This window comes from Bacillus sp. 16GRE42 (assembly GCF_019837435.1).
In the GTDB taxonomy this organism is placed as follows: domain Bacteria; phylum Bacillota; class Bacilli; order Bacillales; family Bacillaceae_G; genus Bacillus_A; species Bacillus_A wiedmannii.
Genome location: NZ_JADAXF010000004.1, coordinates 1 through 23,182 on the forward strand (window position 1 = coordinate 1; position 23,182 = coordinate 23,182).

Here is a 23,182-nt window from a genome sequence, read left to right on the forward strand (position 1 = left end):
CTCGTTCAGTTTTCAAAGAACTACTTGGTCGCTCATTTGCGACTTCCTTATGTTAACATCTTCGTTTTTCGATGTCAACTAAGTTTTTTAATTTCTTTTTTGTCGTTTTCTGCGTTTCCGCATCAGCGACGGTTATTAATATATCATGGTGAAAAATGAAATGCAACACCTTTTATAAATTTTTTTTAAAACCACCCACATTTCTTTTTTAATATCATATACTTAAACGAAATATCTCTTTCATGTATAAATAATTCCTACATATATTCTATATAAAGTCACTCTATCAAAAAGCGTTTCTTTCTATAATAAACGTTTTATTCATATACCATATCATACAAGGAGGAATATATATGGACTATGCCGATTTATTAATCAAACTAGGTCTCTCGGCTATTTTAGGGTTCGCTATCGGTTTAGAGCGCGAATTAAAACGGAAACCACTTGGTTTAAAAACTTGTTTAGTTATTTCTATTATTAGTTGCCTCCTGACAATTGTTTCTATTAAAGCGGCTTACAATTTACCACATACCGATCATATGAATATGGATCCACTTCGACTTGCCGCTCAAATTGTATCAGGAATCGGTTTTTTAGGTGCCGGTGTTATTTTACGAAGAGGAAACGATAGCATTGCAGGACTAACGACTGCTGCTATGATTTGGGGTGCTTCTGGTATTGGTATTGCTGTTGGGGCTGGATTCTATATCGAAGCGATTTTCGGAATGTGTTTCCTTATGATTAGCGTCGAACTTATACCATTAACAATGAAATTTGTAGGACCGAGATCATTTCGTCAACGTGATATCGCAGTAAAGCTTGTTGTGCGAAATATGGACAATATCCCAATTGTAATTGAAGAAATAAAAGAAATGGATATAAAAGTTAAGAATATGAAGCTCAAAACATTGGAGAATGGCTCTCACTATTTACATTTGAAATTATCTATCGATCAAAAAAGGCATACTGCTGATGTTTACTACGCCCTCCAGCATCTTGAAAGTGTTCAACAAACTGAATTAGAAAGTATGTAATGTAAAACAAACTCTCTTTTAAATTAGAGAGTTTTTCTTTTTTCTATAATGGTAACAATGAATGTAGTCCTGCAAAGTAAGGAGGAATAAAAGTTTGAAATCCCGTCCAAATTTAGTAGATACATTTCGTGATTCCATTATTTTTCGTTTAGTTTGCTTTATTGTTGTACTTACTGCTTTTTCTGGCTTCCTTATACATAGATTAGAGCCATCGCACTTCACCACATGGTTTGATGGTGTTTGGTGGTCAATCGTTACCATTTTCACCGTTGGCTATGGTGACTTTGCCCCGCATACACTAATAGGCAAACTTATCGGTATGGGTATTATTTTATTTGGAACCGGTTTTTGTTCTTATTATATGGTTCTGTTCGCCACTGATATGATTAATAAACAATATATGAAAATTAAAGGAGAAGAAGCCGCTACCTCTAACGGTCATATGATTATCGTGGGTTGGAATGAGCGGGCAAAACATGTTGTAAAACAAATGCACATCTTACAACCGAACCTTGATATCGTTTTAATTGATGAAACACTTTCTTTACTTCCAAAACCATTTCATCATTTAGAATTTATTAAGGGTTGCCCCCATCACGATCAAACTTTATTAAAAGCTAATATTACAACGGCTCACACTATATTAATAACAGCTGATAAAGAAAAAAATGAAAGCTTAGCAGATACACAGTCCATTTTAAATATTTTAACTGCAAAAGGGCTCAACCCAAACATTCACTGCATCGCTGAACTTCTTACTACTGAACAAATTCAAAATGCAACGAGAGCTGGTGCATCAGAAATTATAGAAGGAAATAAATTAACGAGCTATGTATTTACAGCTTCTCTTTTATTTCCTTCCATTTCAGGTGTACTATTCTCACTTTACGATGAAATCTCTGATAACAAATTACAACTGATGGAGCTTTATCCTTCCTGCACCGGACAAACTTTTGCAAATTGCAGCTACACTCTTTTAAAGCAAAACATTCTCTTACTAGGTATAAAACGCGACGAACAATATATGATTAATCCAGTCCATTCCTTTGTTCTCATTGAAAGCGACATACTCATTGTTATTCACCATTAAGAAAATGTTTTTCTAGTTCCTGCATGAGCACTTTCCCAATATTGATATATTTTCTTTTCACATCTCCATCTGGATCTTTCGGCTCAGCAAATTGATCCATTCCACTCGTTCCAGCCGTTAAAGTATTTACGTGATCATCTAGTTCGTCTTGATATACGTGCGAAAGAATATACGGTGTTTCCAGACGGACTATTACACCAGGCACATCTAATTCGCCATTCACTGCTGTAAATGGCACTCGCAGAAATTGATAGCCATCTTCTTCATCGATTTTGTAATCAAAACATCCTGTATCGTAATCCCAATTGCCACCAATGTTATACCCAAGTGGCTTCATTATCTCTTCTAACTTATATAACGCATATGTACGTCCTTCTAAATTTGATTGAATCGGAATCAAGCCCATCCCTCCTAGACTTTTTCTTTAGCATACCCACTCTAGTTTGAATATACCGATGGACTTTTCGATAAAATAATAAAAAGCGACCGGAATCCGGTCGCTTTTTATTATTTTAAACGCTCTTCTAATTCTGCTTTTAACTCTTCAAATCCTGGTTTACCAAGTAAAGCAAACATGTTTTTCTTGTATGCTTCTACTCCTGGTTGGTCGAATGGATTTACGCCTAATAAGTAGCCGCTCATCGCACATGCCTTTTCGAAGAAGTATACAAGGTAACCGAATGTGTACTCATTTAATTCAGGGATATTTACGATTAAGTTTGGTACGCCACCATCGCTATGTGCAAGTAATGTACCTTCGTATGCTTTCGTGTTTACGAAGTCTACAGTTTCACCAGCAAGGTAGTTTAATCCATCTAAATCGTTTTCTTCTGATTCAATTGTTAGTTCATGTGTAGATTTACCTACTTTCAGAACTGTTTCAAATAAGTCACGACGACCTTCTTGAACGTATTGACCTAATGAGTGTAAGTCAGTTGAGAAGTTTGCTGAAGATGGGAAAATGCCTTTTTGATCTTTTCCTTCACTTTCACCAAATAACTGTTTCCACCACTCAGAGAAGTATTGAAGTGCTGGCTCATAGTTAACAAGCATTTCAATTGTTTTTCCTTTATTGTATAAAGCGTTACGAACTACTGCGTATTGGTAAGCTGGGTTTTCTTCTAGTTCTGATGTACCGAAGTCACCATGACCAGCAGCTGCACCTTTCATCATCTCTTCAATATTTAAGCCACTTACTGCGATTGGTAATAAACCAACTGGCGTTAATACAGAGAAACGGCCTCCAACATCATCTGGAATAACGAATGTTTCGTAACCTTCGTTATCAGCTAATGTTTTTAATGCACCACGTGCTTTATCCGTCGTTGCATAAATACGTTTGCGAGCTTCTTCTTTTCCATACTTTTCTTCTAATAACTTACGGAAAATACGGAATGCTAGTGCCGGCTCTGTTGTTGTACCTGATTTGGAAATAACGTTAATAGAGAAGTCTTTACCTTCTAATACGTCCATTAAATCTTTCATGTAAGTGGAGCTAATGTTTTGTCCAACAAATAGCACTTGTGGAGTTTTACGTTGTTCTTTAGATAGCGTGTTGTAGAAAGAATGGTTTAACATTTCGATTGCTGCACGTGCTCCTAGGTAAGAACCACCGATACCTACAACAAGTAAAATGTCAGAGTCATTTTTAATTTTTTCTGCGCATTTTTGAATGCGAGCGAATTCTTCTTTGTCATATTGAAGTGGAAGGTCTACCCACCCAAGGAAATCGTTCCCAGCTCCAGTTTTTTCGTGGATTGCATGATGTGTTACTTTCACTGCATCACGTAAATAAGTTATTTCGTGTTCACCGATGAAGGATAACGCTTTAGAATAGTCGAACGTTACATGTGTACTCATCTTTTTCCCTCCAATAATGTATATGTATTTCTGTATTCACTTTAGCGAAACTGAAGTTGTAAATCAAGCGATTCAACAATTGTAACCGTAACCAAAATATATTTTTTAGAAAAAGTTCATTTTTTGCATAAAAATTCGCATTTTTCGGTATAGATGTATATACATCCTTTTTCTTATATTTTTTATGTATAAAAACAACATAACTACGCCATTCTATAAAGGAGTTAATTAACTCATCGCTTGCTCATGCTTCACAATTAAGGGGGGGCTTTTTCATGAGTACTCTGCAACGTATCGCATTAGTCTTTACTGTAATTGGTGCTGTTAACTGGGGACTGATCGGGTTCTTCCAGTTTGACTTAGTGGCTGCCATTTTCGGTGGACAAAACTCAGCTCTCGCACGCATTATTTACGGTATCGTCGGTATTTCTGGGCTTATCAATCTTGGTTTACTCTTTAAACCATCAGAAAATCTTGGCACTCACCCAGAAACGAACGAAATTCGCTAGTCAGTATGTCTTTATTTCACCTCCGACATACGAATATGATTGCATGCAATCATATTTGCAAATATATATCATAAAACAAAGTAAAAGAGGAACGCTCATATGCGCTCCTCTTTTACTTTGTTAACTCGGATTCTTCAATCCATTCCGTTAGCTTTTCTCGCAGCGTATTAAATCCATTCTCAGATGGATTCGGTATAAGAATCCGTCCTTGTTTTCTTTTCGCCGCTTTTAACGATAAACTCATTTTTCTGTGTTCTTCATCAATTGAAAGTACTTTTACTTCTACTGTATCGCCGACTTTTAAAAAGTCATGAATATCCTTTACATATCCATTTGTAATTTCAGATATATGCACAAGCCCTTGTGTTTCTGCATCTAACGCTACAAATGCTCCGTAATCTTGAATCCCAGTCACTTTCCCTGTTACAACCACTCCAGTTGTATATTGTTCTGACATATGAAACACTCCCATACGTTTACCATTTTCTCTACAATTGTAGATAGCAAAGCAGATGATTTATTGTTAAATATCCGATTAGTTAGTACGTACCCTAAGTAAAGCTACTCAGGATACGCATACCTTATATTAGTAAATTATACCACTATGACAGAACTCATTCAAAATTAACGAAAAATTTCCTAGAGTACGTATAATTTTCTAATATTGGGATAGAATACTAACACATGGCTTTCTAGTATTCCCCCCCCTTTTATGGACAAAACGTATTATGTTTTGTCCTTTTTTTATTTTCTATAAACCGTTCCATTCTCTTCATTGCTTCCATAAGTTGTTCAAGCGATGTTGCATACGAACAACGAATAAATCCTTCACCACTTTCGCCAAATACACTTCCAGGTACAACAGCCACCTTTTCTTCTAATAATAACTGTTCTGCAAATTCTGCCGAAGATAGTCCAGTTGAAGAAATAGAAGGAAAGACATAAAATGCTCCGCCCGGCACATGACACATTAAACCCATTTCATTAAACGATGTCGTCATAAAATTACGGCGTTTCTTATAACTATCTCTCATCCGAATTACTTCATCATTCCCCGCGCGTAACGCTTCAAGTGCTGCGAACTGAGACATTGTCGGTGCACACATCATGGAATATTGATGAATTTTGAGCATTAATTCCGAAAATTGAACAGGAGCTGCAATCATACCGAGGCGCCATCCTGTCATCGCAAACCCTTTTGAAAATCCGGAAATTAAAATTGTATGCTCGCGCATATTTTTAATACTCGCGAAACTTGTATATACTTCGTCGTATACAAGCTCTGCATAAATTTCATCAGATAATACGATTAAATTGTACTTCTCAACAATCACTGCTATTTCTTCAAGCTCGGATTTATTTAACATTGCACCTGTTGGGTTATTTGGTGAACAAAGCAAAATTGCCTTTGTTTTCGCTGTAATAGCTGCTTCAATTTGTTCTGGTTGTACTTTAAACTCGTTTTCTAAAGTCGTTGCCACAGGAACCGGAACTCCTCCAGCTAATGTCACAAGCGGTGCATAAGAAACGAAACTTGGTTCAATAATGAGTACTTCATCATCAGGATTTATAATGGCACGCATCGCTACATCTAACGCCTGACTCGCTCCAACTGTAACAATGATTTCATCGTTCGGATCATAGGATACTGCAAATTGTTTTTTTAGATACTTTGCTATTTCTTGGCGAAGTTCCAATAATCCTGCATTTGCTGTATATGACGTATATCCTTGTTCTAAAGAACGGATGCATGCTTGCCTTACATTCCAAGGTGTAACAAAGTCAGGCTCTCCTACTCCAAGAGAAATAACACCTTTCATATTTGCTGCTAAATCGAAAAACTTTCGAATACCAGATGGTTGTAAAGATTCTGCCGTTCTAGATAGTTCAAATTGCTTCATGGTGTCACCACAATGCGCTTATCATCATCGTTTTTTTCGTAAATAATTCCCTCATGTTTATACTTTTTCAAAATGAAATGCGTTGTTGTAGAAACGACAGATTCAATTGTTGCTAATTTCTCAGAAACAAACATCGCTACTTCTCCCATTGTCTTTCCTTCTAATGTAATAGAAAGATCGTATGTCCCTGACATTAAATACACAGATTTCACTTCTGAATAACGATAAATTTGTTCAGCAACCGCATCGAACCCAACGCCGCGCTTTGGCGTAACTTTCACATCGATCATCGCCGTTAAACCTGTATGTTCTTTTACCTTCGTCCAATCGATATGTGTTACATAATCCACAATAATCTTTTCCGCTTCTAATTTTTCAACCATCTTCTTTACTTCTTCTACTTCTATATTTAACAGCTTCGCTAATGTATCTACAGATAATCGACTACTTTTTTCAAGACAAGCTAATAATTCTAATTCTTTTTCTGTCACCATATAAATCATCCTTCCTTTTCGGTTGTGTCTAAATTATACAAATACCCTTTCCAGTTTGAAAAGAAGATTTTTTTAGTGAATTATGTCAAAATAAAGTGAAACTTTAATCAGTGAAAAAACGTAGGATAAAGTGAAAGGGGATGGAACCGTGAAACCAAAAGTTTATATTGCTGAACCAGTTCCAACATTTGTAGAAAACTATTTATTAGAACACTGTGATTATGAAAAATGGGAGCAAAATGAGAAGGTGCCTCGTGATGTCCTATTGGAGAAAATACAAAATAAAGATGGATTATTAAATTTTGGATCTGCTATTAATGAAGAATTATTAAATGTAGCTCCTAACTTAAAAGTAGTAAGCAACATTTCTGTCGGTTACGATAATTTTGATTTACAAGCGATGGAAAAGCGAAATGTAATCGGAACGAATACACCATATGTATTAGATGATACAGTAGCTGACCTTGTTTTCGCTCTTATGTTATCTGCTGGTCGCCGCGTCTGTGAACTCGACTCCTACGTGAAAAATGGTGAATGGAACGCCGAAATTGGAAAAGAGCACTTCGGGCTGGATGTACACCATAGTACAATCGGTATTATCGGTATGGGGCGAATTGGAGAAGCCGTTGCAAAACGAGCGAAATTCGGATTTGATATGGATGTTCTTTATTATAACCGTCGCCGTAAAGAAGAAGCTGAACAAAAATTTGATGCTACATATTGTGATTTACAGACGCTACTCAAACAGTCTGACTTTATTATTCTTCTTACTCCATTAACAGATGAAACGTATCACCTTATCGGAGAAAAAGAATTTTCATTAATGAAAGAAACAGCAATCTTTATTAATGCTTCTCGCGGGAAAACAGTAGATGAAGAAGCGTTAATCCATGCGTTAACCGAAAAGAAAATCTTTGCAGCAGGCATCGATACTTTTACACAAGAGCCAATTCAAAAAGATAATCCCCTCTTATCATTACAAAATGTTGTGACTTTACCGCACATCGGATCTGCAACATTAAAGACTAGGCAGCAAATGGCTATGACAGCCGCTGAAAATTTAGTTGCAGGATTACAAGGAAAAACACCGCCTAATATTGTTCGTGGGTAATAATAAATAAGCGAAAGGCAAGATGACATCGTCATCTTGCCTTTTTTTGTTAACATATTTTTTTCTTCCTTGGAAATGATATGAACAAAAATCAATGGAGTGACAAAAAATGAATCACGAATATACTTGTCCTTATTTCACTTTTTCCACTCGCGGCACTACTATTCATTACGAATTGTATGAACATGACAACAAAACGGAACGTCCTACTTTCGTACTCGTTCATGGCTTTTTATCTTCCTCATTCAGTTACCGCCGCCTCATTCCTTTATTATCGAAAGCAGGAACAGTACTAGCTCTTGATTTACCACCATTCGGAAAAAGTGATAAGTCTCATCTCTTTAAGTATTCTTATCATAATTTAGCAACGGTTATCATCGATTTAATTGAACATTTATCTCTCTCAAATATTGTGTTAGTTGGGCATTCTATGGGTGGACAAATTTCTCTCTATGTAAACCGTATACGCCCTGAATTAATCTCAAAGACGATTTTACTATGTAGCTCTAGCTATTTAGCACGCGCAACCTTACCTTTACTGTACTCTTCTTACTTACCGTTCTTTCATTTATACGTAAAGAACTGGATTATACGGCGCGGGATTGTTCATAACTTAATGAATGTCGTTCATGATCACTCATTAATTGACGATGAAATGAAGGAAGGTTACTCCGCTCCTTTTTATGACAACCGTATATTCCCTGCTTTAACTCGTATGATAAGAGACCGTGAAGGTGACTTATCTTCAACTGAATTACAAAAGATCGAAACACCTACACTACTCATTTGGGGTGAAAAAGATCGTGTCGTCCCTGTACATGTAGGTCACCGGCTACACAAAGATTTACCAAATTCGAAATTTATTTCTTACGAAAACACAGGACATTTACTACCTGAAGAAAAGCCTGAACATGTTTATGAAGAAATCATTGCGTTTTCCGCGCAATAATGCAAAAGGCTGTCGGAAATTCCGACAGCCTACAATGAACAACTTCCGCCTTCTTTTATTACAAGTAATTCCACAGCTAACTTCTCACATTTTTCAAGCGCAGGTACTTCCTCAAAAGACATAAAGTATATATGTTGAATCTTTTTTGCGATGTATTTTGAATCGTCGAACACACTTACGACGTTCACAACATCGCTCGCTTCTGTTTCATAAAACTCCGGTCCCATTTGAAACGGATCCCAATTCTTCACAACCTCTATCATCTTTTCATATGTACCCATTCGCTTCCCGCCTTTTCACTTTTTAATGCTTTTCTTTATCCTATCACATCAGCTATTCTATAAGAAGAGAGAGAACTTTCATAACTTAACGGTTTTACAGAAGAAGGGGGCAAACTTATGCAACTATTTCATAAAACAGTCAATCGACGTGGAACTCATAGTACAAAATGGGATACGTATAAAAACGAAGAACTTATCCACGCTTGGATAGCTGATATGGATTTTGAAGTACCACAACCAATTCAAACTGCTTTAAAGAAACGTATCGAGCATCCTATTTTCGGCTATACACTTCCTCCCGAAAATATTGGAGATACTATTTGTAACTGGACAAAAAAACAGTACAACTGGGATATTCAAAAAGATTGGATTGTCTTTAGCGCAGGGATCGTTCCAGCTCTTAGTACGAGCATACAGGCCTTCACAAAGGAAAATGAATCCGTTCTCGTACAACCACCTATTTATCCCCCATTTTTCGAAATGGTCACAACAAACAATAGACAATTATGCGTGAGTCCATTACAGAAACAAAATGATACATATGCGATAGACTTCGAGCATTTAGAAAAGCAATTTCAACAAGGCGTCAAACTCATGCTTCTTTGTAGTCCTCACAATCCAATCGGGCGTGTTTGGTCAAAAGATGAACTCACACAACTTGGCGCATTGTGTACAACATATAATATAATCGTTGTCGCAGATGAAATTCATGCCGATATTATTTACGGAGATCGTACTCATACACCATTTGCTTCTTTATCTGAAGAATTAGCAGCACGCACGATTACTTGTATGGCTCCGAGTAAAACATTTAATATCGCCGGATTACAAGCATCGATTATTATCATTCCAAACGAAAAACTCCGTCAAACCTTTACATCTATCCAATATAGACAAGGTTTCCACGGATTAAATACATTTGCCTATACAGCGATGCAAAGTGCCTATACAGAATGTAATGATTGGCTAAATGAAATTCGATTATATATAGAAGATAACGCTCAATTCGCTTGTGAATATATTAAAAATCACATACCCGCTCTTTCTGTAACAAAACCAGAAGGTAGCTTTTTATTATGGATTGATTGCTCTCGCCTACAGCTTTCTCAAAACGAACGCACCACATCGCTTGAGGAAAAAGGGAAAATCATCGTTGAACCTGGTGAGAAATACGGATTAGGCGGAGAAGAACATATTCGAATTAACATCGGCTGTCCAAGATCTGTTTTAGAAGAAATCTTAAATAGGTTGCGCCATACGTTTTCAGAATAAGAAAGGAGGCGACCTCCAATCGTTTTGGGACAACCTCCTTTATCAATATCTTTTCAATTACGTTTCACAAAAAAAGCTACCATGCACGGTAGCTTTTACTTTTTCTTCATATCCGATGCTTTTTTTACAATGACACCACAAGCAATTCGATCACCTGATTTACCTGTTGGTTGTGTCATACCATCATCAGCGTTTTCTGTAATAATAATAGACGCTCCATCTTTTCTATGAATCGTTGTTTTTCCTTCTTCAAGCGTTATATGCGGCGCATCGATTTCTGCCTTGATCTTTCCAGAACTGTCTGCAATTACGTTCGGTAAATCACCGTTTTCTGCACCCTTCGGATTAAGAAGTCCATGTTTTTTATTATCAGGATTAAAATGATTGCCAGATGATTCAAAACGTGGTGCTTTACACTCACCAATTTCGTGTACATGTATGCCGTGCGGGCCTGGTGCAAAACCTTCCCCTTTAATCGTAATTTTCACTCCGCTTGTTTGTTGCTTTACTTTCGCAGTCCCCACTTCATCGCCTGAAGCATTATGTAATTTCACGTCAATTTCTTTCGGCTTTCCTTGGTCACAACCTGCCATCAGAAATAATAAACAACAACTGAAAAAAAGCCGTTTTTTCATTCTATTCCCTCCAAAATATATTCTGCCCTTAGATTGTCCGAGCATAGAGGGAAACATACAAAAATGAGTTACTGTTTCTTTTCCGCTAAAAGTTTTTCTTCAACTTTCTGTAATCGCTCCGCTTCGCGTTTTGATACACGAATGAACATACGCCACGTAGCAACGGCACCAATGATAAATAGAACGCAAACAATCCCTGGAATAATATATTCTGTTTTATCTTCCGGAAAATATAAAGGCATCATAACGAACACTCCTTATTATTGGATTCAAAAAAACATCAGAATTTTCTGTTATATACCTTTAAATTATAGTTGAACCAGTTCATATTCTCAAGGGGCGTTCCAAAAGCGAATGATTTCTTTGACTCCTTCGCACACTTTCCTTACTATAAACTTGAGGTGAAAAATATGAGAGAAACATTTGAAATTGGTGAAATCGTTACTGGTATTTATAAAACTGGCAAATACATCGGCGAAGTTACAAATAGCCGTCCTGGCAGTTACGTCGTAAAAGTGTTAGCTGTTTTAAAACATCCGGTGCAAGGTGACTTACATAACGTAAAACAAGCTGACGTACCATTTTTCCATGAAAGACGTGCTTTAGCTTTCCGTGAACAGACGAACATTCCAGAGCAAATGGTGAAGAAATATGAAGGAGAAATTCCAGAGTATACAGAGTCACTCAAATTAGCATTAGAAACTCAAATGAATTCATTTTCTGAAGATGATTCATCTTTTGCGGTTCGTAGTCTAGAAACATTAGAGCAGTTAAAAAAAGATTACAAACTTTAAAAAAAACAAAACGACCAAATTACATACTGTGCAATTTGGTCGTTACTGTGTACTCACTTTCTTTAACACTTTTGAAAAATCCACGAGTTCTCCTAACGTTGGGGGTGCTGGTTTCACTAAATACTCTTTATCTTTTTCTACTAATTTAAAAATATTATACGTCGTCATCGCATCATCTAGCGCACAATGATGCTTACCCGTCCCTGCTTTTCCATATGCCTCAATTGCTTTCCACAATCCAGTTTGATTTCTCTCCCCAAAAAACTTCTTATACTCAATTGATAAATCACGACACTGTCCTAAGAACGGAAAGTCTACTCTTGCCATTTCACAATTATGCTTCAACACTTTCATATCCATATTTCCCCACGTAACAATGGTTGGTTTACATCTCCTTTCATATTCTGCAAGTTTTTCAACGAGTTCTGGAAACGAAATTCCTTTATCTACGACTTCTTGTTTAATTCCTAAAAATTTCTTACATCGATCCGTTAAAGAAGGAAAAGTTTTCGGCCTAACATGAGCTGAATACGTGTCTTCTACCTTACAGCCAACAACCGAAACGAGTCCTACCTCAATGATTTCCGGGAAAAATCCTTTTGGTTTTTTTCTGTGCTGGGGCATCGTAAACTCAAAATCCAAAAATAAAAATCGTTGTTCATCCATACGATCCCTTCCTTATCATCTTTGTCATTCCTTTCTATTTGACACTCCTACACGAACAAGCTCGAATGCTAATTCCATTTTAAATATTCAGATTGGATGTATCTTATATATATGTCAAATGCCCACAAATATTTTTAAAAATAAGAAAAAATGACCGATGCAGAAAATATGACAAAATACCCCCTCTCATTTACATCCTCCATTTTTCTACTTTATAATGACTTTATGTGTGTTTCTTTGGGAACATTTTTGACACACTAAGAAAAGTGAATGAAAGGAGATGAGAGTTTTGCACGAAACAACGCAAGAGCTCGCAAACTGGCAGTATTATTTTGCTATCGCAGTCTTTTTAATTACATATGCCATTATTATTTCAGAAAAAATTAATCGCGCTGTCATCGCACTTCTTGGTGCAGCACTCATGGTAATTATGGGGGTCGTTGATTTACACAACGCCTTTACGAAACATATTGAATGGGGGACGATTACGCTACTCATCGGTATGATGATTCTGGTGAACATTACGAGTAAATCGGGTGTCTTCCAATACGTTGCCATTAAAGCAGCAAAAGGGGCGCAAGGAAATCCAATTAAAATTTTAATTTCACTTTCCTTACTTACTGCGCTTGGTTCCGCATTTTTAGATAACGTTACAACTGTACTTCTTGTTGTTCCAGTTACTTTATCTATTACGCGCATACTGCAAGTAAATCCTGTTCCTTATTTACTTTCTGAAATTATTTTTTCAAACATTGGAGGAACAGCAACATTAATTGGTGATCCGCCAAATATTATGATTGGTTCTGCAAATAAGCATTTAGATTTCAATGCTTTCTTATTCAACTTAGCACCTATCGTAATCATTATTATTGCTGTTACAGCGACAATACTTTACTTCATGTACCGTAAACAATTAATTGCTGATCCTGTACAAATTAAAAAATTAATGAGTTTAGATGAAAAACAATACATTAAAGATCCAGTATTAATGAAAAAATCTTTAACAGTACTTGGACTTACAATCGTAGGTTTCATGACTCATTCGATCTTCCATGTTGATGCGGCTATCATCGCTTTAACTGGTGCTACTGTACTTATGCTAATCGGTGTGAAAGAACATGAAATTGAAGAGGTATTCGCAAGTGTAGAGTGGGTAACAATCTTCTTCTTCGCAGGACTATTCGTACTTGTTGGAGGACTTATTGATATCGGCCTTATCAAAATGTTAGCTCAAAAAGTAATTGGAATAACAGGCGGAGATGTTTCTTACGCATCTATCCTTATTTTATGGGTATCTGGTATCGCCTCTGCAACAATTGATAACATTCCATTCGTTGCAACAATGATCCCACTTATTAACGATATGGCAGTTGGGCTAGGTTTATCACCTTCTGACGCACAAATCGACGTATTATGGTGGGCATTAGCATTAGGTGCTTGTCTAGGTGGAAACGGAACATTAATCGGAGCTTCTGCTAACGTAATTGTTGCAGGTATCGCAAGTCGTGAGGGCCATAAATTTAGCTACATGGAATTCCTTAAAGTCGGCTTCCCAATTATGATCGTTTCATTAATCATTTCTCATATTTATATTTATTTACGCTACCTTATGTAGTAAAAAAAGGGCTGTCCTATGTGGCAGCCCTTTTTTCTTAGTCAACGAAATATCGATTAACCAACAAAGAGCTGTTCCAAAATATCTTTGAAACAGCTCCCCGCATATATCTACTCTTTATACCTTACCGGCTCATTCCGAATAATGAACAAGTGAATCGGTAAAAAAACCGAAAATGTGATTGTATGAATAATCGTAAACAATATAGAATTCGTTCCGTATCTATCTAAAATTGCGTAGATAAGATAAATAGACAGCACAATCGATACAGCTGTTGCTAATAAATATAGAATTGGTACGAAGTTAAAAATGAAACACGCGACATATATGCCGAATACTTTCCATCCTGCTTCTTCTTTTAAGAAATCCGGTAATTTGTCTTTCGCTAAATCCCCCCATATCTTACTATTTAAAAAAGGAATAAACGCAAGAACACCATCCGTTGCACCATCATTTTTCGCCATCGTATACAGTGCAAAAGCCGTTAATAAATACGCAATAATTGCCCAAATCAATATAACAAGAATAAACGCAAAACTAAGAGCAAAGAAACCTGCTAGTACGCCTTGATCTTCCATCTTATCCTCTCCTCTCTACTTTCAACATATTTCATTACTTTACAAGTTATGTTTTAAAATTTATCCAAACTCTCTGTATAATGGTATGAGAAAGGTAATAAGAAAGGAGAACGCACTTATGCATCCATTTGTACAAGCATTACAAGAGCATTTCATAGCTCATAAAAACCTTGAAAAAGCGGAACCGATGGCACGTTATATGAAAAATCACTTCCCATTTCTCGGTATTCAAACACCTGAAAGAAGACAACTGTTGAAAGACGTCATCCAAATACATACTCTCCCAGATCAAAAAGATTTCCAAGTTATCGTACGTGAGCTTTGGGATTTACCAGAACGTGAATTTCAAGCGGCCGCACTCGATATTATGCAAAAATATAAAAAGCATATAAACGAAACGCATATCCCGTTTTTAGAAGAACTCATTGTAACAAAATCTTGGTGGGATTCTGTCGATAGCATCGTTCCTACATTTTTAGGGAATATCTTTTTAAAACATCCGGAATTAATTTCCGCCTATATTCCAAAATGGATTGCATCAGATAACATATGGTTACAACGCGCCGCTATTTTATTCCAGCTAAAATATAAACAAAAGATGGATGAAGAACTTCTTTTCTGGATTATTGGACAACTACATTCTTCAAAAGAATTTTTCATTCAAAAAGCAATCGGCTGGGTCCTTCGCGAATATGCAAAAACGAAGCCCGATGTCGTTTGGGAATACGTGCAAAATAACGAGCTTGCCTCGCTTAGTAAACGTGAAGCAATTAAGCACATTAAACAAAATTACGGAATAAATAACGAAAAAATAGGCGAGACTCTATCATAGATAGACGCGTTCCTCTATTGAGATTTAAAAAAGAACGTGTTAGAATATGTTCATTATTATTAATATAAGTAGCGATGACGGACTTATAAGTACTTGCACAAAAGCGATTCAGGGATAGTGAAAGCCTGAAACCGCAAGGAAACGGCAGTCCCGAGCAATACGTGATAAAGTGGATGCACCTGTTGTGTATCAACTAGGGTGGAACCGCGGGCAAACGCTCGTCCCTAGGCAATTAAGCCTTGGGATGAGCGTTTTTTTATGTTTTCAAAGCATATACCGCTCGTTTCACTAGTATCTGAGCACGTCATCGCCAATACGTTAACTTTCAAAAGGAGGATTTTATTATGTATTCAATGGAACAAATTGTAAACTTAGCGAAACATCGCGGTTTTGTTTTCCCTGGTTCTGAAATTTACGGTGGTCTTGCAAACACTTGGGATTACGGTCCACTTGGAATCGAATTAAAAAATAACGTTAAAAAAGCTTGGTGGAAAAAATTCATTCAAGAATCTCCACATAACGTTGGTTTAGACGCAGCTATTTTAATGAACCCAAAAACTTGGATCGCTTCTGGTCACGTTGGTAACTTCAACGATCCAATGATCGACTGTAAAAAATGTAAAGCGCGTCACCGTGCCGACAAATTAATTGAAGATGCATTAGATGCAAAAGGCATCGAAATGGTTGTTGATGGTCTTACTTTCGACCAAATGGCTGATTTAATGAAAGAACATGAAGTAAAATGTCCTGATTGTGGTAGCCAAGAATTCACTGAAATCCGTCAGTTCAACTTAATGTTCAAAACATTCCAAGGTGTTACAGAGTCTAGCACGAACGAAATCTTCCTTCGTCCTGAAACAGCACAAGGTATTTTCGTAAACTTCAAAAACGTACAACGCTCTATGCGTAAAAAGCTTCCATTTGGTATTGGCCAAATCGGTAAGAGCTTCCGTAACGAAATCACGCCTGGTAACTTCACATTCCGTACACGTGAATTCGAACAAATGGAACTTGAATTCTTCTGTAAGCCTGGTGAAGATTTAGAGTGGTTCGCATTCTGGCGTGAAACTTGTAAGAACTGGTTACTTTCACTTGGTATGACTGAAGAAAGCATGCGTCTTCGTGACCACGGTGAAGAGGAATTATCTCACTACAGTAACGCAACAACTGATATTGAATTCAGATTCCCATTCGGTTGGGGCGAACTATGGGGCGTTGCATCTCGTACAGACTTCGATTTAAAACGTCACATGGAACACTCTAATGAAGACTTTAACTATATCGATCCACAAACGAATGAGCGTTACGTACCGTACTGCATCGAGCCATCTTTAGGTGCTGACCGCGTAACATTAGCATTCTTATGTGATGCATATGAAGAAGAGCAATTAGAAAACGATTCTCGTACAGTTCTTCGTTTCCACCCTGCTTTAGCACCATACAAAGCAGCTATCTTACCATTATCTAAAAAGCTATCTGAAGGTGCTACTGAAGTATTCGCAGAACTAGCTAAAGACTTCATGGTAGACTTTGACGAAACTGGTTCTATCGGTAAACGTTACCGTCGTCAAGACGAAATCGGTACACCATTCTGTATCACTTACGACTTCGACTCAGTTGAAGACAAAGCTGTTACAGTACGTGACCGTGACACAATGGAACAAGTTCGTATGCCAATTAGCGAACTAAAAGGTTTCTTAGAGAAGAAAATCCAGTTCTAATTATAAGAAAAAGAGGCGCTCTATTGAGCCGCCTCTTTTTACTTTTCACGTTTTTCTTTAATTGCTACTGTACATCTTGATATGCATAGTAAATCATCATTTTCATCAATAATACGCACATCCCAAACCATCGTTGAATGTCCTCTATGTATCGGTGTCCCGATCGCTGTTACAATTCCATCTTTCTTTGAGCGAATGTGATTTGCATTAATTTCTAGACCGAAACAAATACATTTCTCTTGATCAATTAAATTGTATGAACCAACACTTGCTACTGTTTCCGCTAATGCAAGAGATGCACCGCCGTGTAAAAAACCAAACGGCTGATGCGTACGCTCATCAACAGGCATCGTAGCAACCACCTTATCTTCTGTCATCTCTAACAACTCAATTCCAAGTGAATCCATTAAAGTTTTTCCCATATCGTTTCCTCCTTCTCTTACTTTAATTGAATGTATAATTTTACCTATTTATTTTCAAACTACTTATAACACTTATATAAGGAGGTTTCACCTAAATGAAACAGAAATTTTGTATATTACTGCTTATGTTCTCCTTGCTGTCTATTGTACCAAATTGTGCACTAGCAGCCAAAGCATCCAACCTGACAATCGATGTTCAGACTGTAACACAAAAAGGTAAGAAACCTTATATAGAATATCAAATTAACAGACCTTCTTTTCACAATTTTTCCGATTCTAAATTTCAAAATAAGCTCAATTTCTATTACAAAAAATCTACCGATAAATTTAAAACAAAATTAGAAAAAGACGCAAAAAAATATTATAAAGAAACAGAAGGATCTAGTACACCATTTCATCCGTACGTGGCGAATGTTGATTATAAAGTCTCCCTGAATAAACCACCGTTTCTCAGCCTATATTTGAATTACTATCAATATACAGGCGGAGCACACGGTCTTTATACGTGGAAGGCAAACACATTTGATTTAAACGAAAAAAAGTTACTACGCTTAGATGATTTATTTCAACAAAAAGATACATATAAAGAAGTAATCCGCGCTGAGATCGTAAGACAAATTAAACAAAATGAAGGCATTTATTTTCCCGATGCAACTGAAAAGGTCATGAGCACGAAAAAGTTTCACTTCTTTTTAGAACCGGACAACCTCGTCATTTATTTCCCTTTATATGAGATTGCTCCTTATTCAAGCGGAATTCCTCAATTCCGTATTCCGTATACGTTGCTAAGAGAGTATTTGAAGCCTTCTTATCAAAATATTTTGATTGACAACAAGTAAATATTTTCGCTACGATAATGTTAACCTAAAAACAACAGGAGGTTAACATTATGAGAAGATTTCATGTTTTAGATTTAGCATTAGCTGCCATGTTCGTCGCTCTTATGGCCATTGGTGCAAATATTGTATCTTGGGCACCATTCCTGCAAGTAGCGGGCATCCCATTATCTATGCAACCATTTTTCGCAATTTTAGCAGGGCTTCTTCTTGGAAGTAGACTTGGTGCATTATCAATGACTGTGTATATGCTCGTTGGCTTAGCTGGTGCACCAATTTTCGCTAACTTCAAAGCTGGATTCGGGGCACTTTTAGATCCTACTGGTGGTTTTATTATTGCATTTATTATCGTTGCTTACGTATCAGGAAAACTAGTAGAACAAAAAGAACGACCAACATTCAGTACATTTGCAATTGCCTCTTTCACAGGAATCATTTTAACGTATATTATCGGTACTACTTATATGTACGGGGCAGTCAATTTCTTCATGGGTGGTAATATGAGTTATAAAGCTGCTTGGATGATTATGATGTGGTTCGCAGTAAAAGATATTGCATTTACCATTATCGGTGCTATTATCGCACCTCGCATATACTATGCTGTACGTCGTTCCGCTTATCAGCATTCTCATTCGACGATTTCATAATAAAAAGAGTTATCTTACTATGCTAAGATAACTCTTTTTTGTTTCTTCGACAATATACGACACATATTAAAAATGATTTTTGTTATGCTAATTCAGCAAATTAGATATTTTGCACATCTAATTAGAACAATATTTTGGAGGAAAATCAGTGAATCTATCAAAAAATACACTTATTAAAGTAAGTGTCGGAGTACTATCTTTATTTTTCATACTAGGTATGAGTATCGGTTACAAATTATATGGAAATAGCGAGTTAGGAATGTCATATACCTTTGGAAACGGCCTAGCATTTTTCTTTTTAATTCTTACTATAGTTAGTTTATGCGCGGCTTTAATCTTTATTGTTATTGGGTTAATTAAGAAAGTACGAAAATTACCAGCAAAAAAATCTTTAATAACATCGTTAATACTATTTCTAACAACCGTTATATCCGTCATCGTTCTTCTCTTTACGATAACAAAAGTAACAAATATGGAAGAGGAGTATCAAGCTCTTCAAGCCCAAAAGAAAAAAGAAGCTAATTACTTAATTGCCGCAGCATCTTTTTATAATAATATAAACACCTTTAAATATGCAGCATCTTACGTGTTATCCGAGTATTCAACTACATGGTCAAGCGCAATAGATAAAAGACAGGACTTCAATAATGCACTAAGTTCTAAGAGAACAGAAATTGACGGAATGATTACAAGCGTTGATACGTTTTATAACAATATGGGAAATGATTTAAAGTTAGTCTCTGAAGCTGCAAAAGAACAGCCTAATAAATATAAAGAAACCTATGAAGAATATAAAAAAATATATGGGATTATCACTGCGCTTAACGAACAGGCCCAATCTCCAAGTGGCAGCTTAATTTCATTTAATCAAAACGTTAATGCATTGATTCAGGAATACAAAAAAGCAGCTGGTAATATTAATATCGCTATTACTGATGAAATAAAATCCAAAGCTGATGAGCTAAAGCCTACTGATCAAAAGTAAAGACACTCTCTTGAGAGTGTCTTTTTTTCTCAAAAAAATCCCCTTTAGATTAAGCAGTAAATACGTTCCTTTACCGCTCATCCAACAGGGGATTATATCACTATATTAAGACTGTTGCTTCGTGTGTTCTTCTAAAATTTTCTGCATCATTGGAACCATTTCATCACGTAATTCTGGGTGTTGCAGGGCCATTTCGATTGTCGTTTGAACGAATCCTAACTTTTCACCTACGTCGTAACGCTTTCCTTCGAAATCGTAAGCGAATACACGTTGAATTTCGTTTAAGTTTTGGATTGCATCTGTTAACTGAATTTCACCACCAGCACCAACATGTTGCTGTTCTAAGAACATGAAGATTTCAGGTGTTAAAACGTAACGTCCCATAATTGCTAAGTTTGAAGGTGCTGTACCTGCTGCTGGTTTCTCAACGAAATTGCGAACTTGGTAACGACGTCCTTCCTGCTCTAACGGGTCGATAATTCCATAACGGTGTGTTTCATCTTCTGGAACCGTTTGTACACCAATAACAGAAGAAAGCGTTTTATCATATTCTTCAATTAATTGACGTAAACATGGTTTTTCAGCTTGAACGATATCATCACCTAATAAAACAGCGAATGGCTCATCACCGATGAATTTACGTGCACACCAAACTGCATGCCCTAATCCTTTTGGTTCTTTTTGACGGATATAGTGAATATCTACCATTTTTGAAGAAGCCTGTACTTTTTCAAGTAACTCATACTTTTTCTTTTCTAATAAGTTTTGCTCTAACTCAAATGCATTATCAAAATGATCTTCAATAGAGCGCTTCGTTTTACCAGTAACGATAATAATATCTTCGATTCCTGATTTTATTGCTTCTTCTACAATGTATTGGATAGTTGGTTTATCTACTATCGGTAACATTTCTTTTGGCATTGCTTTTGTAGCTGGTAAAAAACGTGTTCCTAATCCAGCTGCTGGGATTATCGCTTTTCTTACTCTTTTCATCACAAAATACCCTCTCTTCTGTCAGAATCAATAACGATTATTTCCTTACATAGAACAAAAGGGAGGTTTCACTCCCTTTTGTTCCCTACTACTTAAAATTACTTTATATTATAAACGATTCATAATATCTTCTTTAATAGTAAGTAACTTTTGTTCACTATTTTGTAAAGAATTATCTTGAACACCGAAGTAGAACTTAATCTTCGGTTCAGTTCCCGATGGACGTAGGCAGAACCAAGAACCATCTTCTAATTGATATTTTAACACATTTGATTTCGGTAAGTGAATCTCTTCTTTATGTCCATCTTGTAAAGATGTAACGATGCTCGCTTTATAGTCTTCAACAGCCACAACTGTTAAGCCCGCTACTTCTTTCGGAGGATTTTCACGGAATGTTGCCATCATCTCTTGAATTTGTTCCGCTCCATCTTTTCCTTTTAACGTTAGCGATACAAGATCTTCACGGAAGAAACCGTACTTCTCAAATACTTCTAATAAACCATCGTATAACGTTTTACCTTGTGATTTGTAGTATGCAGCTACTTCACATGCAAATAGAACAGATTGTACTGCATCTTTATCACGACAGAATGGACGGATTAAATAACCATAGCTTTCCTCATAACCGAATTGGAATTCGTATTGTCCGCTTTCTTCATACTGTTTAATTTTCTCACCGATAAATTTAAATCCAGTTAACGTATCAACTGTATCTAAACCGTATGCTTTCGCGATTGTACGGCCAATTTCAGACGTTACGATTGTTTTTAATACAACACCGTTCTCTGGAAGCGTTCCGTTTTCTTTCTTTTGAGATAATAAATAATCAAGCATTAATGCACCTGTTTGGTTACCCGTTAATACTTGGAACTCACCATCGTGATTACGAACTGCAACGCCTAGGCGGTCTGCGTCAGGATCCGTTGCGATTAACACATCTGCGCCTACCTTCTCACCGTCACGAATTGCATACTCAAACGCTGCATGCTCTTCTGGGTTCGGTGATTTTACTGTAGAGAAGTTCGGATCTGGTAATTCTTGCTCTTTTACAACTGTTACATCTTTAAATCCAACTTCTTCTAAACCACGGCGTACAGAAATATTTGATGTTCCATGTAATGGTGTAAAGACGATTTTTAAGTCTTTTCCAACATTTTGTACCATTTCTTTATTAATGATGACATTGTTCAATTCTGTTGCATATGCATCATCTACTTCTTGTCCAATAATATGTAATAAACCGTCAGCTTTTAATTGCTCCACATTAGCAACCTCAACTGTTAACTCATCCTCTACTGCATTTACATAGCTAATTAATTCATCAGCTTCTTTTGGAGGCAACTGCCCACCATCTTCACCATATACTTTATAACCGTTATATTCCGGTGGATTATGGCTTGCCGTAAGAACGATTCCACTTACTGTATGTAAATGACGAACTGCGAAAGAAAGCACTGGCGTTGGACGCAAGCTTTCAAACACATATGTTGTGATACCGTGTGCACCAAGTGTAGCAGCTACTTCCATTGCAAATTCAGGTGATTTATGACGAGAATCGTACGCTACAACAACACCGCGTTTTTTCGCTTCTTCACCTAATTTTTCAATAAACTTTGCTAATCCTTGTGTTGCTTTACGAACTGTATATACATTCAAACGGTTCGTACCAGCACCAAGTTCACCACGCATACCACCTGTGCCGAATTCTAGATTTTTATAAAAGCTGTCCTCAATTTTCTTCTCATCTTGCTTCATGTTTTCTAACTGTTCTTTTAGTTCTGCATCTAACTCTGCATATGAAAGCCAGCGACTAAATTCTTGTTTCCAGTTCATATTTCTATCTCCTCTCGCTTGTCCTACCTTTATTATATGAAAAAAACAACCTGTATCTCAATATTTTTTACAATCTAACAGGATTTTACTAGGAATATTTGTATACACTATGGTTAAATACTCC

26 protein-coding genes are annotated in these 23,182 nt (G+C 36.6%); 13 read left to right on the forward strand and 13 right to left on the reverse strand.

All coding sequences use genetic code 11. The features are described from left to right. The first annotated feature begins 353 nt into the window (after positions 1–353). Complete coding sequence (locus ILS93_RS20435; protein WP_000384161.1) at positions 354–1,034, forward strand: MgtC/SapB family protein; 681 nt, start codon at positions 354–356, stop codon at positions 1,032–1,034. Positions 1,035–1,128: 94 nt separating this feature from the next. Beyond that, entirely contained in the window at positions 1,129–2,124 is a 996-nt protein-coding gene (locus ILS93_RS20440) for a potassium channel family protein (protein WP_064476321.1), read from the forward strand. On the opposite strand, the gene ILS93_RS20445 is transcribed toward ILS93_RS20440, so the two are convergent. Together ILS93_RS20445 and ILS93_RS20450 are read right to left on the reverse strand one after the other, a co-directional pair. After that, positions 2,111–2,524 (reverse strand): YugN-like family protein, encoded by a 414-nt coding sequence (locus ILS93_RS20445; RefSeq protein ID WP_064476320.1) that lies wholly within the window; start codon positions 2,522–2,524, stop codon positions 2,111–2,113. The two genes, ILS93_RS20440 and ILS93_RS20445, sit on opposite strands and share 14 nt — an antisense overlap. Before the next feature lie 107 nt (positions 2,525–2,631). Then, complete coding sequence (locus ILS93_RS20450; RefSeq protein ID WP_048561621.1) at positions 2,632–3,984, reverse strand: glucose-6-phosphate isomerase; 1,353 nt, start codon at positions 3,982–3,984, stop codon at positions 2,632–2,634. A gap of 275 nt (positions 3,985–4,259) precedes the next feature. On the opposite strand from ILS93_RS20450, the gene ILS93_RS20455 reads away from it, so the two are divergent. Next, complete coding sequence (locus tag ILS93_RS20455; RefSeq protein WP_000105788.1) at positions 4,260–4,493, forward strand: DUF378 domain-containing protein; 234 nt, start codon at positions 4,260–4,262, stop codon at positions 4,491–4,493. A gap of 112 nt (positions 4,494–4,605) precedes the next feature. Here the strand turns inward: ILS93_RS20455 and yugI are convergent, their stop codons facing one another. From yugI to ILS93_RS20470, 3 genes are all read right to left on the reverse strand, one after another. Beyond that, complete coding sequence (gene yugI / locus ILS93_RS20460) at positions 4,606–4,950, reverse strand: S1 domain-containing post-transcriptional regulator GSP13 (RefSeq protein WP_000003765.1); 345 nt, start codon at positions 4,948–4,950, stop codon at positions 4,606–4,608. A 253-nt stretch (positions 4,951–5,203) separates the two neighbouring features. Continuing rightward, positions 5,204–6,394 carry an aminotransferase gene (locus ILS93_RS20465; RefSeq protein ID WP_088046871.1) on the reverse strand — a complete coding sequence of 397 codons (1,191 nt, stop codon included), beginning with the start codon at positions 6,392–6,394 and terminating at the stop codon, positions 5,204–5,206. Next, positions 6,391–6,888: an Lrp/AsnC family transcriptional regulator gene (locus ILS93_RS20470; protein WP_000255701.1), complete on the reverse strand. Its 498-nt coding sequence runs from the start codon at positions 6,886–6,888 to the stop codon at positions 6,391–6,393. The genes ILS93_RS20465 and ILS93_RS20470 overlap by 4 nt, the downstream gene beginning before the upstream one ends. 130 nt (positions 6,889–7,018) lie before the next feature. Between ILS93_RS20470 and ILS93_RS20475 the strand changes: the two genes are divergently transcribed. Together ILS93_RS20475 and ILS93_RS20480 are read left to right on the forward strand one after the other, a co-directional pair. Beyond that, entirely contained in the window at positions 7,019–7,999 is a 981-nt protein-coding gene (locus ILS93_RS20475) for a 2-hydroxyacid dehydrogenase (protein WP_098101649.1), read from the forward strand. 109 nt (positions 8,000–8,108) lie between these two features. Further along, positions 8,109–8,948 (forward strand): alpha/beta fold hydrolase, encoded by an 840-nt coding sequence (locus ILS93_RS20480; RefSeq protein ID WP_001015206.1) that lies wholly within the window; start codon positions 8,109–8,111, stop codon positions 8,946–8,948. 29 nt (positions 8,949–8,977) lie between these two features. Here the strand turns inward: ILS93_RS20480 and ILS93_RS20485 are convergent, their stop codons facing one another. Then, a complete protein-coding gene (locus ILS93_RS20485) occupies positions 8,978–9,229 on the reverse strand; it encodes a YugE family protein (RefSeq protein ID WP_000537644.1) in 252 nt (83 codons plus the stop codon). Between the two features lie 117 nt (positions 9,230–9,346). On the opposite strand from ILS93_RS20485, the gene ILS93_RS20490 reads away from it, so the two are divergent. Then, positions 9,347–10,501 carry a MalY/PatB family protein gene (locus tag ILS93_RS20490; protein ID WP_222661194.1) on the forward strand — a complete coding sequence of 385 codons (1,155 nt, stop codon included), beginning with the start codon at positions 9,347–9,349 and terminating at the stop codon, positions 10,499–10,501. 95 nt (positions 10,502–10,596) lie between these two features. Here ILS93_RS20490 and sodC read toward each other — a convergent pair whose 3' ends face one another. Together sodC and ILS93_RS20500 are read right to left on the reverse strand one after the other, a co-directional pair. Next, positions 10,597–11,136 carry a superoxide dismutase [Cu-Zn] gene (gene sodC, locus ILS93_RS20495; protein WP_222661197.1) on the reverse strand — a complete coding sequence of 180 codons (540 nt, stop codon included), beginning with the start codon at positions 11,134–11,136 and terminating at the stop codon, positions 10,597–10,599. A 68-nt stretch (positions 11,137–11,204) separates the two neighbouring features. Beyond that, entirely contained in the window at positions 11,205–11,381 is a 177-nt protein-coding gene (locus ILS93_RS20500; protein WP_000982763.1) for a hypothetical protein, read from the reverse strand. A 165-nt stretch (positions 11,382–11,546) separates the two neighbouring features. Here ILS93_RS20500 and kapB point away from each other — a divergent pair, with 165 nt between their 5' ends. Next, positions 11,547–11,930, forward strand: coding sequence for a kinase-associated lipoprotein KapB (gene kapB, locus ILS93_RS20505; RefSeq protein ID WP_088046869.1), 384 nt, complete (start codon positions 11,547–11,549; stop codon positions 11,928–11,930). 42 nt (positions 11,931–11,972) lie between these two features. Here kapB and kapD read toward each other — a convergent pair whose 3' ends face one another. Continuing rightward, complete coding sequence (gene kapD, locus ILS93_RS20510; RefSeq protein WP_064476315.1) at positions 11,973–12,596, reverse strand: 3'-5' exonuclease KapD; 624 nt, start codon at positions 12,594–12,596, stop codon at positions 11,973–11,975. Between the two features lie 289 nt (positions 12,597–12,885). Between kapD and ILS93_RS20515 the strand changes: the two genes are divergently transcribed. Further along, complete coding sequence (locus ILS93_RS20515; protein WP_000545212.1) at positions 12,886–14,211, forward strand: ArsB/NhaD family transporter; 1,326 nt, start codon at positions 12,886–12,888, stop codon at positions 14,209–14,211. A gap of 110 nt (positions 14,212–14,321) precedes the next feature. Here the strand turns inward: ILS93_RS20515 and ILS93_RS20520 are convergent, their stop codons facing one another. Beyond that, positions 14,322–14,789 (reverse strand): hypothetical protein, encoded by a 468-nt coding sequence (locus ILS93_RS20520; RefSeq protein ID WP_064476314.1) that lies wholly within the window; start codon positions 14,787–14,789, stop codon positions 14,322–14,324. Positions 14,790–14,907: 118 nt separating this feature from the next. Here ILS93_RS20520 and ILS93_RS20525 point away from each other — a divergent pair, with 118 nt between their 5' ends. Both ILS93_RS20525 and ILS93_RS20530 read left to right on the forward strand, forming a co-directional pair. Continuing rightward, a complete protein-coding gene (locus tag ILS93_RS20525) occupies positions 14,908–15,621 on the forward strand; it encodes a DNA alkylation repair protein (protein ID WP_064476313.1) in 714 nt (237 codons plus the stop codon). Positions 15,622–15,965: 344 nt separating this feature from the next. Then, the gene (locus ILS93_RS20530; protein WP_222661199.1) at positions 15,966–17,342 is read left to right on the forward strand and encodes a glycine--tRNA ligase; all 1,377 of its coding nucleotides are present in this window, start codon (positions 15,966–15,968) and stop codon (positions 17,340–17,342) included. Between the two features lie 38 nt (positions 17,343–17,380). On the opposite strand, the gene ILS93_RS20535 is transcribed toward ILS93_RS20530, so the two are convergent. Further along, the gene (locus ILS93_RS20535; RefSeq protein ID WP_000520763.1) at positions 17,381–17,764 is read right to left on the reverse strand and encodes a hotdog fold thioesterase; all 384 of its coding nucleotides are present in this window, start codon (positions 17,762–17,764) and stop codon (positions 17,381–17,383) included. Between the two features lie 95 nt (positions 17,765–17,859). Between ILS93_RS20535 and ILS93_RS20540 the strand changes: the two genes are divergently transcribed. The 3 genes from ILS93_RS20540 to ILS93_RS20550 all read left to right on the forward strand — a co-directional run bounded on the left by ILS93_RS20540 (position 17,860) and on the right by ILS93_RS20550 (position 20,232). Further along, positions 17,860–18,603, forward strand: coding sequence for a DUF3298 and DUF4163 domain-containing protein (locus ILS93_RS20540; protein WP_064476312.1), 744 nt, complete (start codon positions 17,860–17,862; stop codon positions 18,601–18,603). Between the two features lie 50 nt (positions 18,604–18,653). Further along, a complete protein-coding gene (locus ILS93_RS20545) occupies positions 18,654–19,247 on the forward strand; it encodes a biotin transporter BioY (protein ID WP_001252151.1) in 594 nt (197 codons plus the stop codon). A gap of 148 nt (positions 19,248–19,395) precedes the next feature. After that, entirely contained in the window at positions 19,396–20,232 is an 837-nt protein-coding gene (locus ILS93_RS20550) for a hypothetical protein (protein ID WP_064476311.1), read from the forward strand. A 105-nt stretch (positions 20,233–20,337) separates the two neighbouring features. Here ILS93_RS20550 and galU read toward each other — a convergent pair whose 3' ends face one another. Together galU and ILS93_RS20560 are read right to left on the reverse strand one after the other, a co-directional pair. After that, the gene (gene galU, locus ILS93_RS20555; RefSeq protein ID WP_000832650.1) at positions 20,338–21,225 is read right to left on the reverse strand and encodes a UTP--glucose-1-phosphate uridylyltransferase GalU; all 888 of its coding nucleotides are present in this window, start codon (positions 21,223–21,225) and stop codon (positions 20,338–20,340) included. A 108-nt stretch (positions 21,226–21,333) separates the two neighbouring features. Further along, entirely contained in the window at positions 21,334–23,058 is a 1,725-nt protein-coding gene (locus ILS93_RS20560) for a phospho-sugar mutase (RefSeq protein ID WP_064476310.1), read from the reverse strand. Between the last annotated feature and the right edge of the window lie 124 nt (positions 23,059–23,182).